Source organism: Flavobacterium caseinilyticum (genome assembly GCF_004349085.1).
Classification (GTDB): domain Bacteria; phylum Bacteroidota; class Bacteroidia; order Flavobacteriales; family Flavobacteriaceae; genus Flavobacterium; species Flavobacterium caseinilyticum.
In genome coordinates, this window is sequence record NZ_SMFM01000001.1 from 794,119 (window position 1) to 811,433 (window position 17,315).

Sequence of the window (17,315 nt, forward strand, 5' to 3'; positions counted from 1 at the left end):
TATGCTGTATTACTTATTTGAATATTTAGACAAAACATTAGATGTACCTGGAACAGGCGTATTTCAGTACATAACATTCAGATCTGCACTTGCATTTTTGCTCTCGCTACTTCTGTCCACGATTTATGGAAAGAGAATAATTAGCTTTTTGCAAAGACAGCAAGTAGGAGAAACTGTACGAGAGCTTGGTTTAGCTGGACAAAATGAAAAAGCAGGAACGCCAACGATGGGAGGGTTAATTATCATATTTGCAACATTGGTTCCAGTTGTATTATTTTCAAAATTGCAGAATATTTATATAGTTTTATTAATAGTTACCACACTTTGGATGGGAACAATTGGTTTTATAGATGATTATATTAAAATTTTCAAGAAAGATAAAGCGGGTTTAAAAGGAATATTTAAAGTTTTTGGACAGGTAGGTTTAGGTTTAATAGTTGGTGCAGTCCTTTATTTTAGTCCTGCTGTAACCGTTCGCACTGATACCTCTACATCAGATATTTTTAGAGCGCCAACAGAAACGGTGATTTTGCCCGGGCCAATTGAGGAAAAATCTACTGCGACAACAATTCCTTTCTTTAAAAATAATGAATTTGACTATGCCGAATTGTTGGCATGGACAGGTGAAGGATATGAAAAATGGGCTTGGTTAATTTTTATTCCGGTGGTGATTTTCATCATTACCGCGGTTTCCAACGGCGCTAATTTAACAGATGGAATTGACGGTTTGGCTGCGGGAACGTCAGCTATTTCAGTGCTTGCTTTAGGAATATTTACATTCGTTTCCGGAAATATCATTTTTTCGAACTATCTGAATATTATGTATATTCCTAATTCAGGGGAAATGACTGTTTTTATTGCCGCATTCGTGGGGTCATTGATTGGATTTCTTTGGTATAACTCGTACCCGGCATCGGTTTTTATGGGAGATACAGGAAGTTTGACGATCGGTGGAATTATTGCGGTTCTGGCAATTGCAGTTCGAAAAGAAATGCTGATCCCGTTATTTTGTGGTATTTTTCTTGTCGAAAATTTCTCCGTAGTTCTTCAGGTAAGTTATTTCAAGTATACAAAGAAACGCTTTGGCGAAGGCCGAAGAATATTTTTAATGTCTCCTTTACACCATCATTATCAGAAAAAAGGATATCACGAAAGTAAAATCGTAACCCGGTTTTGGATTGTTGCTATTATGCTGGCCATATTGTCAATTGTTACTTTAAAATTAAGATAATATGAGGCTAGTAATTTTAGGGGGCGGTGAAAGTGGCGTTGGGACTGCTATTCTGGGTAAGAAAAAAGGATATGAAGTTTTCGTGTCTGATTTTGGAAAGATAAAAGGAAATTACAAAGAAGTTCTTCTCATTAATGGAATTGCTTGGGAAGAGGGAAAGCATACGGATGATTTGATTTTGAATGCTGATGTGGTGATGAAAAGCCCGGGTATTCCCGATAAATCTCCAATAGTTCAAAAGCTTTTAAATAAAGGAATTTCGGTTGTTTCTGAAATTGAGTTTGCAGCTCCTTTTACTGATGCAGTAATAATAGGGATCACGGGAAGCAATGGAAAAACGACCACTACGATGCTCACTCATCATTTGCTGAAATCAGCAGGTTTAAATGTAGGATTGGGAGGAAATATCGGTAAGAGTTTTGCTTGGCAAATAGCCGATAATAAATATGATTCCTACGTGCTGGAGTTAAGCAGTTTTCAATTGGATGGAATTAAAAAGTTTAAGCCGCACATTGCCATTATTACAAATATCAGTCCGGATCATTTGGATCGATACGATTATAAATATGAGAATTATATTGATGCAAAGTTTAGAATAACGATGAATCAAACGGAGGATGATTATCTCATATATGATGCGGATGATGAAGCCATAAACGAATGGTTCATGACGCACACAACAAAAGCAAAATTAATTCCTTTTTCATTGACTAAAATTTTCAATGAAGGGGCATATATAAAAAACAATAAAATGGAAATAAAGATTAATCAAGAAGAGTTTAAAATGGATACAGAACACATTGCTTTAGAAGGAAAACATAATATAAAAAACGCAATGGCAGCAACCTCTGTGGCAAAATTAATGCAAATAAGAAAGGCTACGATCAGAGAGAGTCTTTCTAATTTTCAAGGAGTAGAACACCGTCTTGAAAAAGTTTTAAAAATTCAAAATGTTCAATATATAAATGACTCAAAAGCAACAAATGTCAACGCTACTTTTTTTGCTTTAGACAGTATGAACACGCCAACGGTTTGGATTGTTGGTGGTGTTGATAAAGGAAATGATTATAACGAACTGATGTCATTAGTTCGTGAAAAAGTGAAAGCGATTATTTGCCTTGGTGTAGATAATAAAAAAATTATCGATGTTTTTGGAAATGTGGTAGACATGATGATCGAAGTTTCCAACATGAATGATGCTGTGAAAATGGCGCAGCGATTATCAGAAAAGGGAGATACTGTTTTATTATCGCCTGCTTGCGCTAGTTTTGATTTATTCGAAAACTATGAGGATAGAGGAAATCAATTCAAACAGGCAATTAAGAATTTATAGAAATGTTAGAAGTTTAAAGTTTTAGGTTAAAAAACTGTAAACATCAAACACAAAAAGTTTAAACAAATAAAAAATGAAACAACTAATAAACAATTTAAAAGGGGATAAAGGGATTTGGTCTTTCGTGGCCTTATTAGCTTTGTTTTCGTTTATGCCTGTTTTTAGTGCGAGCAGTAATTTGGCTTACATCGGCCAAGGAAACGGAAATACATTGGGCTATTTGGTAAAACATATAGTGCATATTTGTATAGGTTTTGGAATTATTTTTATGGTGCATAAATTGCCTTATCACTATTTTAAGGCAGTTTCTAAAGGGGCGCTGTATATTGTTTGGGTATTATTGGCCTACACATTGATAAAGGGAACAGTAATTGCGGGTGCCAATGCCAGCCGCTGGATTCAATTGCCGTTTATTGGTGTTACGTTTCAAACTTCCACATTGGCGTCAATGGTTTTGTTTATTTTTGTTGCGCGTTATTTGTCAAAAACTAGAGAAGTTCCTATTAATTTTAAGTCATCCGTTTGGGAACTTTGGGTGCCAGTTTTTGTTACGTTACTATTTATTTTACCAGCTAACTTTTCGACGACAGCATTGATTTTTTCGATGGTATTGATGTTGGTTTTCATAGGAAAATATCCATTGCGTTATATTGGAATTGTAGTAGGTTCAGGAATAGTCTTTCTTACCTTTTTTATTCTTGTTGCAAAAACTTTTCCCGAGGCTTTTCCTAACCGGGTTGATACTTGGATTAGTCGAATTGATAATTTCACAAGTGATAAACCAGGTGAAGATGATTATCAGATTGAAAAAGCTAAAATCGCCATAGCGTCTGGGAAAATATATGGATTAGGACCAGGGAAAAGTGTTCAAAAGAACTTCTTGCCTCAATCATCCTCGGATTTTATTTTTGCGATAATCATAGAAGAGTATGGACTTTTAGGCGGTTTATTAGTTCTTGCATTGTATTTATTGTTATTATTTCGATTTGTAATAGCATCGCGTAAAGCCAATTCACTTTTTGGAAAATTAGTAGTGGTCGGTTTGGGTTTTCCCATGATATTTCAGGCAATGGTGAATATGGCGGTTGCAGTAGAATTATTGCCCGTTACCGGACAAACATTGCCTCTGATCAGTAGTGGAGGAAGTTCAATCTGGATGACATGTTTTGCACTTGGGATCATTATTAGTGTAACCAAAAAGGATGAGGAAGTTGCGCAGGAAAGGAAAGATGCTGCAAAAAGAGAGGAAGCGCTTCAAAAATTGATTGACAGAGAATTAGAAGAAGATGGTGCTGTTGCTCAAGGATATTCAATTGAAGACAAAGCTAAAAATCCGATGAATGCGGTTTTAAATAAATAATTAGCTCAAGGAAATTACAAATAAGTAACAATGAAACAATATCGATTCATATTAAGTGGTGGCGGAACGGGTGGACATATCTATCCGGCAATTGCTATTGCAAATGAATTAAAGTCTCGTTTTCCAGATGCAGAATTCCTTTTTGTAGGAGCCAATGATAAAATGGAAATGCAAAAAGTGCCTCAGGCAGGATACAAAATTAAAGGACTTTGGATTGCAGGTTTACAGCGAAGACTAACTTTTGATAATACGCTTTTTCCAATAAAATTGATAACGAGTTTATTTAAGTCCAGAACAATAATTAGAGAGTTTAAGCCGGATGTGGTGATCGGAACTGGAGGTTTTGCGAGCGGTCCGCTTCTACAAGTAGCTGCAATCACCGGTATTCCAACAGTAATTCAGGAGCAAAATTCGTATCCTGGTATAACAAATAAGTTGTTAAGCAAGAAAGCCAAGAAAATTTGTGTCGCTTATGAAAATTTGGAACGATTTTTTCCTAGAGATAAAATGATTTTGACTGGTAATCCGGTTCGTCAGGATTTAATTGATATTGAGAGTAAAAGAGCGGAAGCAATTCAATATTTTAAATTGGATCCAAATAAAAAAACACTGTTGGTTTTGGGAGGAAGTCTGGGCGCAAGGAGATTGAACCAATTAATTGAAAAAGAGTTGCCGAAAATACTTTCTCAGAATGTTCAAGTTATTTGGCAGTGTGGGAAATTATATTTGGAAGATTATAAAAAAGATGCAGCAGCACATGTTCAGGTTTCGGCATTTATCGAAAGAATGGATTTAGTTTATGCTGCGGCTGATATTATAATTTCACGTGCAGGTGCTTCGTCCGTTTCGGAGTTGTGTATTGTAGGGAAGCCAGTGATTTTTATTCCATCACCTAATGTCGCCGAAGATCATCAGACTAAAAATGCGCAATCTGTTGTGGATAGAAAAGGCGCCATAATGTTAAAAGAAACCGAGCTAGATTCGGAATTTATGCTTGTTTTTGAAGCGTTGCTTAATGATAAAGGAAAGCAAGATCAGCTTAGAGAGAATATTAAACAATTGGCGATGCCAGAGGCTACAAAAAAAATTGTAGACGAAATTGTGAAATTAATTAGATAACGAAAAAGTGTCAAGAGCGAAGACTTAAAATATATGAACTTAAATCAAATACATAACGTCTATTTTATAGGTATTGGAGGCATCGGAATGAGTGCTTTAGCTCGCTATTTCAAAAACATTGGCAAAAATGTTTCTGGCTATGATAAAACACCTTCGGCTCTTACTACTGAATTAATAGAAGGCGGGATTTCAATCCATTTTGAAGACAATATTGATGCAATCCCAAAAAATTTTTATAGTGAAAACACGTTGGTCATTATCACACCAGCAGTTCCTAAAATGCATTCGGAGTGGAATTACTTCTTGGAGAGAGACTACCACGTTAAAAAAAGAGCCGAAGTTTTAGGGATAATCACTAAAGATACATTTTGTTTTGCAGTGGCGGGAACACATGGAAAAACTACTACATCAGGTATATTAGGACATATTTTACAAGACAGTGGTGCTGATGTTACTGCTTTTATTGGCGGAATTGTAGAAAATTATAATTCCAATTTAATAGGAGGCGGAAAAACCATAACGGTAGTCGAAGCGGATGAATTTGATCGTTCGTTTCTTCATTTACACCCTAACATTGCATGTATCACGTCGATGGATGCCGACCATTTAGATATTTACGGGACAAGTGAAGCTATCGAAGAATCCTTTATAGAATTTGCTTCTACAGTGGAAAATAAAAATAATCTTTTTATAACCAAAGAATTACCAATAGAAGGCGTGATATGTGCCGTAAATGAAGAGGCTGTTTATAAAGCTTTTAATGTTAGAGTAGGAGATGGCAGTTATGTTTTTGATGTGCAAACGCCTACCGAAATAATTAAAGATTTACATTTTGGATTACCGGGAAGACATAATTTAATGAATGCTTTAATGGCTATCGCAATGGCAAACTTATTCGGCACCCCAACCGATGCCATTGCAAAAGCCATAGCATCATTCAAAGGAATAAAAAGAAGATTTTCGTATCAGGTAAAAACAGCAGCTAAAGTTTATATAGATGATTATGCGCATCATCCAACGGAGATAAATGCGGTTTTTCAAGCGGTGCGTGAATTATATCCGAACCAAAAAGTTTTGGCCGTTTTTCAACCCCATTTGTTCAGCAGAACAAGGGATTTTGCTGATGATTTTGCAAAAAGTTTGTCTTCTTTTGACGAAGTTGTACTATTGGATATTTATCCGGCTCGTGAATTACCTATGGAAGGTATAAATTCGCAATGGTTGATGAATAAAATCACCAATACAAATAAAAAATTGGTTTTGAAAGATAATTTGATTCCAGTAATCCTTGCGTCGGACGCAACAGTGATCGTTACAATTGGTGCGGGAGATATTGGAGAATTAGTGCCGTCAATTAAAAAAGCAATAGATGAAACTCTTTAAATGGACAAATATTCGATTATTACTGATGTTTGCATCGGTGATATTTCTATTTTCTTTTACGTCAAATAGAAACGAAAACAGGAAACTGATAAAATCCGTGGTTATTTTTGTAGATGATAATGCTCCTTTTGTTAAACAAGAAACGGTTAATAAATTGTTAATAGAAAATAAAAAGGATGCATCAAGTATTCAAAAAGTTAAATTAGATTTGAATAAACTGGAAAGAATCTTAAATGCACAGGAAATGATTGAAAAGTCAGATGTATTTGTGACGATTGATGGTGTGTTAAAAGCTGTAGTGAAACAAAGAAATCCTATCGCCAGATTTTTTAATGGAGATAGTTCTTTTTATATTGATTACGAAGGAAATAGAATGCCGTTGTCAACTAATTTTACAGCGAGAGTTCCGCTTGTTTCAGGGGAGATAAATAAAAAAAATAACGAAGATTTGGCCCACTTATTTCGCGCAATTTACGACGATGCTTTTTTGAAAAAAAATATCATTGGAATTGAAATTATGCCAAATGGAAGCTTAATAATGCTGAACAGAAATTTTGATTATCAAATTGATTTTGGTAGAATGATAAATGTTGAGCGAAAATTTAAAAATTATAAAGCTTTTTTTCAAAAAGCGGTTTTAGACAGTTCGTTGTATAAATATAAAAAAATTGATCTCCGATTTACGGAACAAGTAGTTTGCACTAAATAATAGATAATGGAAAAAGAGAACATTGCAGTAGGTCTAGATATTGGGACGACTAAAATAGTTGCCATGATAGGCAAGAAGAATGAATATGGGAAGCTAGAAATTTTAGGTGTAGGAAAATCTAAGAGTTTAGGTGTGGCTAGGGGTGTTGTAAATAACATTACACAAACCATACAATCCATACAACAGGCGATACAAGAAGCCGAAAATAATTCAGGATATAAAATAAAAGATGTTGTAGTTGGAATTGCAGGACAACATATCCGCAGTATTCAACATACAGATTACATCAGCAGACATAATCCCGAAGAAGTTATTGGCGGCAATGACATCCAGCTTTTGATTGACCAAGTCAATAAATTGGCAATGTTACCTGGTGAGGAAATAATCCATGTTTTGCCGCAGGAATTTAAAATTGACGGACAATCCGAGATTAAAGAGCCGATAGGAATGTATGGCGGAAGATTAGAGTCCAGTTTTCATGTTGTAGTTGGACAGGCTTCTTCAATCAGAAATGTAGGCAGATGTATTCAAAGTTCTGGAATCGAATTGTCAGGTTTGACATTAGAGCCTTTGGCCTCCGCTGATGCGGTTTTAAGTCAGGAAGAAAAAGAAGCAGGAGTTGCGCTTATCGATATCGGTGGTGGAACAACGGATTTGGCTATTTTCAAAGATGGTATTATTCGTCATACTGCAGTAATTCCTTTTGGCGGAAATGTGATTACAGATGATATCAAAGAAGGTTGCTCTATCATTGAAAAGCAAGCTGAATTATTAAAGGTTAAATTTGGTTCTGCTTGGCCAGGAGAAAATAAAGACAATGAAATTGTTTCTATTCCAGGATTAAGAGGCAGAGAGCCAAAAGAGATTTCGTTAAAAAACCTTTCTAAAATAATTCATGCTCGTGTTGTGGAGATTGTCGATCAAGTTTTTACCGAGGTAAAAGCATACGGTCATGAGGATCCTCGCAAAAAACTTATTGCAGGAATTGTACTAACTGGTGGTGGCGCTCAATTGAAACACATCAAGCAATTAGTGGAATATATTACTGGTATGGATACAAGAATAGGATATCCAAACGAACATCTGGCTGGAAATTCAGATGAAGAGATTTCAAGTCCTCTGTATGCAACTGCAGTAGGATTAGTGATGAAAAGCATTGAGAATAAAACTCAAAGCGCAGTCCGAATGGATGCTGTGGAACAGCCAAAAGCGCCAGCTTACAGACCGACGGTAGTTCAGACACCGGTTTATGAGACTCCTGAAAAGTTGGAAGAGCTTGAAGATCAAAACGCGAGTGAAAAACAAAATTCCACCGTAAACAGAATACAACGAAATTTCTTTGATCGTTATGTCGATAAAATTAAAGACTTTTTAGATAATGCAGAATAAGGGCTTAGGCCAAAAAATATAAGAATTAATATAACAATTTCAAAAACCAAATAAAATGATGAGCGACTCAGAATTTGGAAGTATTTCATTTGATTTACCAAAGAACCAATCAAATGTGATAAAAGTTATAGGAGTAGGTGGAGGCGGAAGTAATGCCATAAATCACATGTTCAAGCAAGGAATCAAAGGGGTGGATTTTATCGTGTGTAATACAGATTCTCAGGCTTTACAAAGCAGTTCTGTACCTAATAAAATTCAGTTAGGAGTACATTTGACAGAAGGACTTGGTGCCGGAGCAAATCCTGATGTAGGACAGCAATCCGCTATTGAGAGTATTTCCGAGATTGAAAAAATGTTGGACCGCAATACTAAAATGGTTTTCATTACTGCCGGGATGGGTGGTGGAACTGGAACTGGTGCTGCGCCAGTAATTGCACAATTGGCTAAAGAAAGAGACATTCTTACAGTAGGGATTGTGACATTGCCTTTCCTTTTTGAAGGGAAAGTTCGCCAGGAGCAAGCTTTAATTGGTATCGAAAAATTACGCAAACAAGTCGATTCATTAATTGTAATCAACAACAATAAATTAAGAGAAGTGTATGGAAATCTTGGTTTCAAAGCTGGGTTTTCAAAAGCGGATGAAGTTTTGGCGACAGCCTCAAGAGGAATTGCAGAAGTAATTACGCATCACTATACTCAAAATATCGATTTAAGAGATGCTAAAACAGTATTGTATAACAGCGGAACTGCTATCATGGGTTCATCTATTTCTTCAGGCGAAAACAGAGCTAAGGAAGCAATTGTCGCAGCCTTAGATTCCCCGTTATTAAATGATAATAAAATTACAGGTGCCAAAAACGTATTGTTGCTTATCGTTTCTGGAACTAATGAAATCACAATTGATGAAATTGGAGAAATTAATGATCATATTCAAATTGAAGCGGGTCATAATGCCAATATTATTATGGGAGTTGGTGAAGACGAATCTCTTGGAGACTCAATTGCGGTAACTATAATCGCTACGGGTTTTGACATTGAACAACAAAATGGAATCGTAAACACGGAACCAAAAAAAATAATTCACACACTTGAGGATGAACAAAGAAGTGTACACAATTTAAGTAACAAAACGGTTGCTGGATTTGATTTAAATATGGAATCATCACGGGTTTCTAACTCAAATGACAGAATCGTTTTTGATTTAGTTGAAGATACAGTTGTTGCGCCGGAACCAGTTGTTACTGCACCAACAATCAATACTAATGAATTAATTGTTATGTCTGAATTTATTAAAAATTTAGATGTTACTTTCGAAATCGTTTCCCCAATTACAGATATTGATTTCACTATTTCATCTCCTGTAGCTGAAGTAAAAGCGGCACAGCCAAAAGCAGTTGAAAGACAAGAGCAAACGACGTTCTCGTTTGATTTGCCACTTTTTAAAACGGAGCCGGTAGCGCAAGTTGAGGAAAACAAAGTGATGTTTGAACTAACGAATGAAACACGTGACATCAAAGTAAATGAAGCAGTTCAGTTTGTTCCCGTTACCGAATTATCTGATAATGGAATCATTAAATATTCTTTGGAAGAATACATGGAAGCGGAACCTGATTTTATAACTAAGCCAGTTGCAAAAGCACCAGAAGTTGTTGTTCCGGCGGAGTTAAATATCACGATGAAACAAGTGGAACGATTTGATAATGCAGCGGTTGATTTTGAAGATATTTCTGCTACCGAAATGACAATCGAAGAATCGTTGCGAATGAGAGCTGACGAAAGAAGAAAAAAATTAAAAGAATTCAATTATAAGTTTCATAATAATGTTTCTAAAATTGATGAGTATGAAAAAGAACCTGCTTACAAAAGATTAGGAATTGACATTTCAAACAATCAATTGAATACTACAAATTCAAGAATATCTGTTGGAACCGACAGCAATAACGATTTACAATTGCGTTCAAACAACTCATATCTACACGATAACGTAGATTAATTAACTCAAATCAAAATGAGGTAACCCGAAAATTCAATTTAATTTTCGGGTTATTTTTTGTGATTGCGGGTAGTTTCCAATAACTATTGTTATGAGCAAGCAAACAGTTGTTGTAAATGCGAGTAAAATTCTTTAAATTTGTCGGGCCTTAATCTAACTGTCTTTACTAGTCCCGCAAAAGAAAGCGGGAGCTTTTCACTAACATCTGGGGCATTCAAAAAAATAATCAGTTTGCAGTATTCGATTTAAGATTGAATACCAAATTTAAAATTAAATAGTAGTATGAGTTTATCAGTACACATCATGGACGAAATAAAGACCGCCATGAGAGCCAAAGATACAGTCGCATTAGAAGCTTTAAGAGCTATCAAATCTGAGATTTTATTAGCACAAACAGCAACAGGATCAAAAGAAGAAATCTCTGCTGATGAGGAAGTAAAATTGCTTCAAAGATTAGTGAAAACACGCAAGGAAAGTGCCAGGATTTTTACGGAACAAAACCGTTTAGACTTAGCTGAACCAGAATTGGCTCAAATTGCAGTTATCGAAAAATTCTTACCAGCACAATTAAGTGAAGCAGAAGTAGAAGCTGTGATTGCAAAAATCATCGCTGAAACTGGTGCGTCAGGAATTGCAGCAATGGGAAAAGTTATGGGCTTAGCTGCTGCACAACTAGGCGGAACTGCCGAAGGAAAGACGATTTCTACGATAGTTAAAAAACTATTGACATAAATTATTTATGATTTACGATTTAGAATTTCAGAATCCTTAATGGTAAATCAAATGACTGCGTAGTTCAACTGGATAGAATATCAGATTTCGACTCTGAGGGTTGCAGGTTCGAACCCTGCCGCGGTCACAAATACAATCAAAAATGCTTCAAAAAAATCAAGTTCTTTAATTTTTTTGAAGCATTTTCATTTTAAAAAGGTTTTAAAAATATGGCAATAGAGATTTTTGTTTTAATCTTGTTTGGGACATTATTTCTCCTCCTTATTATTTTCAACGTTGTTGAACCAGCATATTTGTTTTTATTCAACAAACCTCTTTATATTCATTGGTATCCTTTCTCTAAAAAATTAAATGCAGGTCAGCGCCAAATTTTAGTAAATGAATTTCCGTTCTACAATAGGCTTTCACAAAAAAAGAAAACATATTTTGAACATCGGATAAGTAAGTTTTTTGCGAATTATCAATTTATAGGAAAAGAAATTGTGATTACGGAACAAATGCAGATGCTTGTTGCTGGAACTTATGTTATGTTGACTTTTGGAATGAGAAAATATCTCGTAAATTTATTCAATAAAATAATTATTTATCCATCTAATTATTTTTCTACTGTAAATCGCGAGTATCACAAAGGAGAGTTCAATCCTAAAATGAAAGCAATCGTTTTTTCATGGGAAGATTTTTTGCTTGGGCACGCAACTACAACTGATAATGTAAATCTTGGTCTACATGAATTTTCGCATGTGTTGCATTTTCATTGTTTAAAGAGTAATGATGCGAGCGCTATTGTCTTTTTTGATAAATTTAATGAAGTCATCAAATATTACAGCGATCCCATTCTGAATATCGAGCTGATTCGAAAGAATTACTTTAGATTATATGCATATGAAAACCAATTTGAATTTTTATCGGTAATTCTGGAGCATTTTTTTGAGACGCCTCGTATTTTTAAAAAGTCTCATCCAGAATTGTATGCGCATGTTTCGGCTATGATTAATTTTAAAGACGAATAATTGAATAAAAAATGGCGCAAAAGGCGCCATTTTTTTAGAAGTTTGTGAGCTTCTTTAAATCTTGTATGGTTTGGGTAGGATTTTCTGCTTTAAAAACAAAACTTCCCGCTACCAGAACATCTGCTCCGGCTTCTACTAATTGTTTTGCGTTCTTATTAGTTACGCCACCATCAACTTCAATAATTGTAGATGCTCCTTTTTTAATGATCAACGCTTTTAGCTTTTCAATTTTAGCAAAAGTGTTTTCGATAAAAGATTGTCCTCCAAAACCTGGGTTCACACTCATAATACAAACCAAATCGATATCATTGATTACATCTTCCAGTAAGTCAATATTTGTATGTGGATTGATGGCAACTCCGGCTTTCATTCCTTCCGCTTTTATTGCTTGTAGCGTTCTGTGAAGGTGTGTACAAGCTTCATAGTGCACGCTTAGAATATTAGCGCCTAACTCGGCAAAAGTTTTAATGTAACGATCAGGATCTACAATCATCAAGTGAACGTCAATTATTTTTTTTGCATGACGGTTAATGGCCTCCAAAACGGGCATTCCGTAAGAAATATTTGGAACAAAAACGCCGTCCATGATGTCAATATGAAACCAATCGGCTTCACTGTTATTTATCATTTCGATGTCGCGTTGCAGATTTCCAAAATCGGCAGCAAGCACAGATGGTGCAATAAGTGTATTCTTCATTGTGTAGTTATTACGTAGAGATGCACTGCAGTGCATCTTTACAGTTTGTGTTGTTTGTGCAAAAGTAGTTTTTTTGCAGCAATTGGAGAAAGTTTTTTTAGAGAAGGGCTATCTTGCAAGTTGTCCCCACGTCGCGTAAGGGATTACTTCACTGGGTGTTTGTTTTTTATATGTGTTCAGTGAATTTCATTTGAGGCGGTATCCTCGAAGTGTAACGGAGAGATAAAGCCGAAAGCCTGACCCGAAGTTTTTACGGAGGGTTACGCTAAATTAGAGAAAAGAGAAAAGAGAAAAGAGAAAAGAGAAAAGAGAAAAGAGAAAAGAGAAAAGAGAAAAGAGAAAAGAGAAAAGAGAAAAGAGAAAAGAATTCAGATTAAAAAATAAGACCCCGGAGACCCGAGCTCGAACTGACTGGAGTTTTGCTGAAAAAAGCAAAACTCCGGTAATCAGCCGGAGTTTCAATCATCAATCAAAAAACGAACAGTTAATCAGACCGTCGTTACTTATTAGTCCAAAGCCGAAAGTCAAAAATCATACTGTTGTTGGACGATATGATTTTTGACTTTGTAGCATTTGACTGTGTTATCCTAAATATGTTTTTAGTATTTTACTTCTTGAAGTGTGTTTTAATCTTCGGATTGCTTTTTCCTTGATTTGACGTACACGCTCACGAGTTAAGTCGAAAGTTTCTCCAATTTCCTCTAGTGTCATTGGGTGTTGATCGCCAAGACCAAAGTACAAACGAACTACATCAGCCTCTCTTGGAGTCAATGTTTCTAAGGAACGCTCGATTTCGGTACGCAATGATTCGTGGATTAATTCTCTGTCTGGATTTGGTGATTCACCTGAACGTAAAACGTCATAAAGGTTAGAATCTTCTCCTTCTACAAGAGGCGCATCCATTGATAAGTGACGACCAGAGTTTTTCATACTCTCTTTTACGTCATTTACGGTCATGTCAAGCTCTTTTGCAATTTCCTCAGCAGATGGTGGACGCTCGTTAGATTGCTCTAATAAAGCGTACATTTTGTTGATTTTATTAATAGAACCAATTTTGTTCAAAGGCAAACGAACGATTCGAGATTGTTCTGCCAATGCTTGAAGAATTGATTGACGAATCCACCAAACGGCATACGAAATGAATTTGAAACCACGAGTTTCATCAAAACGTTGTGCTGCTTTTATCAATCCTAAATTTCCTTCGTTAATCAAATCGGGAAGTGTTAACCCTTGATTTTGATATTGTTTTGCCACCGAAACCACGAAACGTAAATTGGCTTTTGTCAATTTTTCTAATGCTTTCTGGTCACCAGCTTTAATCTTCTGTGCTAATTCTACCTCTTCGTCAGCGGTAATAAGGTCAACTTTTCCAATTTCTTGTAAATACTTGTCTAATGAAGCGGTTTCACGATTGGTTACCTGCTTGGTGATTTTTAGTTGTCTCATGTTTTTTTTGTCTCCTAAATTTTAAGTGTACAAATGATTATACGTATGTAGTTTCAGAAAAGTTACAATTGTTTTTAAAATAAAGTAAATAAAAGCGAAAAACCCCAATTCAAATACATGAATTGGGGTTTTCTATAAATAAACCTTTAGTAAACTAAGATCTGATTACTCTTTTCTTTCCTCACGTGGAGGTCTTGGCAAAAGTGCTTTTCTTGACACTTTTTCTTTTCTTGTTTTTGGATCCATACCTAAGTATTTCACTTCAAAAACATCGCCCATTTTTACTACGTCAGCAACGTTTTCAGTGCGTTCCCAAGCAAGTTCCGATACGTGTAATAAAACTTCGTTTCCTGGAGCGGCAGTATATTCTACTACTGCACCAAAATCTAGCATTTTGATTACTTTTACTTCGTAAGACTCATTCATTTGAGGCTTAAAAGTGATTGATTTAATTTTAGCTAATACCGCTTCTATTCCAGCAGGATCTGTTCCTAAAATTTCAATAACCCCTTCTTCAGTAGTTGGATCTTCATTGATAACAATTGTAGTTCCTGTAGTTTTTTGTAATTCTTGAATCACTTTTCCACCAGGTCCGATCAATGCTCCAATAAACGCATTAGGAATTCTTCTTGTAATGATTTTTGGAGCATACGCCTTAACATCTTCTTTTGGAGCTGCTAAAGTTTCGATTAATTTTCCAAGAATATGCAAACGACCGTCACGAGCTTGCGCCAATGCAGCTTCCATAATCTCATATTTCAATCCGTCAATTTTGATGTCCATTTGACAAGCAGTAATTCCTACAGAAGTTCCAGTTACTTTAAAATCCATATCTCCTAAGTGATCTTCATCACCAAGAATGTCAGACAATACAGCAAAACGTTCTCCGTCAGTAATTAATCCCATCGCAATTCCAGAAACTGGACGAATCATTTGGATACCAGCATCCATAAGTGCTAATGTTCCAGCACAAACTGTTGCCATAGAAGAAGAACCGTTAGATTCTAAAACTTCAGATACTACACGAATTGTATACGGACAATCAGCAGGAATCATGTTTTTTAATGCTCTTTGAGCTAAGTTTCCGTGTCCTACTTCTCTTCTTGAAGTTCCTCTTAAAGGACGAGCTTCACCAGTTGAGAAAGGAGGGAAGTTATAATGTAAGTAGAATTTTTCTTCACCTTGTTCTGATGGAGAGTCAATTTGGTTTGCTTCTCTAGAGGTTCCTAAAGTTGCTGTGGCCAATGCTTGTGTTTCTCCACGGGTAAACAATGCTGATCCGTGAACAGATGGTAAGTAATCTACTTCACTCCAGATTGATCTGATTTCGGTAGTTTTTCTTCCGTCTAAACGTGTTCCTAAATCTAGGGTTACGTTACGAACTGCTTCTTTGTTTGTTTTGTAAAAATATTTAGAAACTAAATCGCCATTTGCGGCTAATTCTTCTTCTGTAAATAAGGCTTTTACTTCTTCTTTTACTTCTGCAAATGAAGCTGTACGCTCTTGTTTTGAAGAACCTTTGCTTGCAATAGCATAAATTTTATCGTAGGACGCGTCTTTTACTTTTGCGTAAATAGCCTCATCTTCTCTTTCTCCTTCATAGGTACGAACTTCTTTTTTTCCAAAAGCAGCTTGCAAACGTAGTTGAGCAGCAATTTGATTTTTAATATGTTCGTGTGCAAATTTAATTGCTTCTAACATTTCTGCTTCTGAAATTTCTTTCATTTCACCTTCTACCATTGCGATAGAATCCATTGAAGCTCCAATCATCATGTCAATGTCAGATAATGCTAATTGTGCGCGACTTGGATTGATGATGAATTTACCATCAATTCTTCCAACTCTAGCCTCAGAAATTAAAGTTTCGAAAGGAATGTCAGATAAAGCTAATGCTGCTGAAGCGGCTAAACCAGCTAATGCATCTGGCATTACATCTTCGTCATAAGACATTAATTGAATCATTACCTGCACTTCTGCGTGATAATCATCTGGGAAAAGTGGACGCAATACACGGTCTACTAAACGCATTGTTAACACTTCGTTATCACTTGGACGCGCTTCTCTTTTGAAGAAACCACCAGGAAAACGTCCTGCTGCAGCAAATTTTTCACGATAATCTACCGTAAGAGGTAAAAAGTCGATACCTGGACTTGCTTTTCTTGAAGATACAACTGTTCCTAAAATAACAGTTTTACCTATTCTTACTACTACAGATCCATCCGCTTGCTTGGCTAAACGACCTGTCTCGATTGTGATGTTTCTGCCATCACCTAAATCGATACTTTCTACAAATAATTGTGGAATCATAAATTTAATTTATTAGTTAAACATGGGTTCTAGTTGTGTTGTAGTTGTTGTTTTGCGTAGTTAATGCCTAAAACCCAATGAAAAACCAAACTTTTTTTTATTTGTCAATACTAATTAGTAAAGACTTTGTGCTGTAGTCTTGATTCTAATCCCTTTTGTGTCAGGACCAAAATAGAACCTTTAGACTTTAAATTGTAAAATAAAAAAAGAGGCACTTTCGCACCTCTTTTATATTGATTATTTTCTGATATTCAATACTTTGATAATTTCACGGTATCTGTTGATTTCTGTTTTCTTCAAATAATCCAACAAAGATCTTCTTTTACCTACTAGCAATACTAATGAACGCTCTGTGTTGTAATCGTGACGATTTTTTTTCAAGTGCTCAGTCAAGTGGCTAATTCTGAAAGTGAATAAAGCAATTTGAGCTTCTGATTTTCCAGTATTTGTTTTTTCTCCGTGTTGAGCGAAGATTTCTTCTTTAATCTCTTTAGTTAAATACATTCCAATATTTGTTTAATGATTTTTATGTATGTCATATATCGATTATATGACGGGTGCAAAAGTAAAAAATAATTATGACACGAACAAAATAAACCTTTCTTT

Annotated in this window: 14 protein-coding genes and 1 tRNA gene; 11 read left to right on the top strand and 4 right to left on the bottom strand. The window is 35.6% G+C overall.

Going from position 1 to position 17,315, the window contains the following annotated elements; translation table 11 throughout:
• Position 1: 1 nt before the first annotated feature.
• The 11 genes from mraY (at position 2) to E0F89_RS03595 (ending at position 12,259) form a co-directional block, all read left to right on the top strand.
• The gene (gene mraY / locus E0F89_RS03545; RefSeq protein ID WP_131908468.1) at positions 2–1,231 is read left to right on the top strand and encodes a phospho-N-acetylmuramoyl-pentapeptide-transferase; all 1,230 of its coding nucleotides are present in this window, start codon (positions 2–4) and stop codon (positions 1,229–1,231) included.
• Position 1,232: 1 nt separating this feature from the next.
• Positions 1,233–2,564 carry a UDP-N-acetylmuramoyl-L-alanine--D-glutamate ligase gene (murD, locus tag E0F89_RS03550; protein WP_131908469.1) on the top strand — a complete coding sequence of 444 codons (1,332 nt, stop codon included), beginning with the start codon at positions 1,233–1,235 and terminating at the stop codon, positions 2,562–2,564.
• Positions 2,565–2,637: 73 nt separating this feature from the next.
• Positions 2,638–3,924 carry an FtsW/RodA/SpoVE family cell cycle protein gene (locus E0F89_RS03555; protein ID WP_131908470.1) on the top strand — a complete coding sequence of 429 codons (1,287 nt, stop codon included), beginning with the start codon at positions 2,638–2,640 and terminating at the stop codon, positions 3,922–3,924.
• A 30-nt stretch (positions 3,925–3,954) separates the two neighbouring features.
• Entirely contained in the window at positions 3,955–5,043 is a 1,089-nt protein-coding gene (murG, locus tag E0F89_RS03560; protein ID WP_131908471.1) for an undecaprenyldiphospho-muramoylpentapeptide beta-N-acetylglucosaminyltransferase, read from the top strand.
• A 33-nt stretch (positions 5,044–5,076) separates the two neighbouring features.
• Positions 5,077–6,426: a UDP-N-acetylmuramate--L-alanine ligase gene (gene murC / locus E0F89_RS03565; RefSeq protein WP_131908472.1), complete on the top strand. Its 1,350-nt coding sequence runs from the start codon at positions 5,077–5,079 to the stop codon at positions 6,424–6,426.
• Positions 6,413–7,135: a cell division protein FtsQ/DivIB gene (locus tag E0F89_RS03570; protein WP_131908473.1), complete on the top strand. Its 723-nt coding sequence runs from the start codon at positions 6,413–6,415 to the stop codon at positions 7,133–7,135. Before murC ends, E0F89_RS03570 begins: the two co-directional genes overlap by 14 nt.
• A gap of 6 nt (positions 7,136–7,141) precedes the next feature.
• On the top strand, positions 7,142–8,524 hold the full coding sequence (ftsA, locus tag E0F89_RS03575) for a cell division protein FtsA (protein ID WP_131908474.1): 1,383 nt from the start codon (positions 7,142–7,144) through the stop codon (positions 8,522–8,524).
• Between the two features lie 55 nt (positions 8,525–8,579).
• Positions 8,580–10,517 carry a cell division protein FtsZ gene (gene ftsZ / locus E0F89_RS03580; RefSeq protein ID WP_131908475.1) on the top strand — a complete coding sequence of 646 codons (1,938 nt, stop codon included), beginning with the start codon at positions 8,580–8,582 and terminating at the stop codon, positions 10,515–10,517.
• A 282-nt stretch (positions 10,518–10,799) separates the two neighbouring features.
• On the top strand, positions 10,800–11,249 hold the full coding sequence (locus E0F89_RS03585) for a GatB/YqeY domain-containing protein (RefSeq protein WP_131908476.1): 450 nt from the start codon (positions 10,800–10,802) through the stop codon (positions 11,247–11,249).
• 53 nt (positions 11,250–11,302) lie between these two features.
• Positions 11,303–11,376: transfer RNA gene (locus tag E0F89_RS03590), tRNA-Arg, on the top strand.
• 82 nt (positions 11,377–11,458) lie between these two features.
• Positions 11,459–12,259, top strand: coding sequence for a zinc-dependent peptidase (locus tag E0F89_RS03595; RefSeq protein ID WP_131908477.1), 801 nt, complete (start codon positions 11,459–11,461; stop codon positions 12,257–12,259).
• 34 nt (positions 12,260–12,293) lie between these two features.
• Here the strand turns inward: E0F89_RS03595 and rpe are convergent, their stop codons facing one another.
• The 4 genes from rpe to rpsO all read right to left on the bottom strand — a co-directional run bounded on the left by rpe (position 12,294) and on the right by rpsO (position 17,213).
• Positions 12,294–12,956, bottom strand: a complete 663-nt coding sequence (gene rpe / locus E0F89_RS03600) for a ribulose-phosphate 3-epimerase (RefSeq protein ID WP_131908478.1) — start codon at positions 12,954–12,956, stop codon at positions 12,294–12,296.
• A 582-nt stretch (positions 12,957–13,538) separates the two neighbouring features.
• On the bottom strand, positions 13,539–14,402 hold the full coding sequence (locus E0F89_RS03605) for a sigma-70 family RNA polymerase sigma factor (RefSeq protein WP_007137700.1): 864 nt from the start codon (positions 14,400–14,402) through the stop codon (positions 13,539–13,541).
• A gap of 165 nt (positions 14,403–14,567) precedes the next feature.
• Positions 14,568–16,709 carry a polyribonucleotide nucleotidyltransferase gene (locus E0F89_RS03610; RefSeq protein ID WP_131908479.1) on the bottom strand — a complete coding sequence of 714 codons (2,142 nt, stop codon included), beginning with the start codon at positions 16,707–16,709 and terminating at the stop codon, positions 14,568–14,570.
• A 237-nt stretch (positions 16,710–16,946) separates the two neighbouring features.
• Positions 16,947–17,213: a 30S ribosomal protein S15 gene (rpsO, locus tag E0F89_RS03615; protein ID WP_091202563.1), complete on the bottom strand. Its 267-nt coding sequence runs from the start codon at positions 17,211–17,213 to the stop codon at positions 16,947–16,949.
• Between the last annotated feature and the right edge of the window lie 102 nt (positions 17,214–17,315).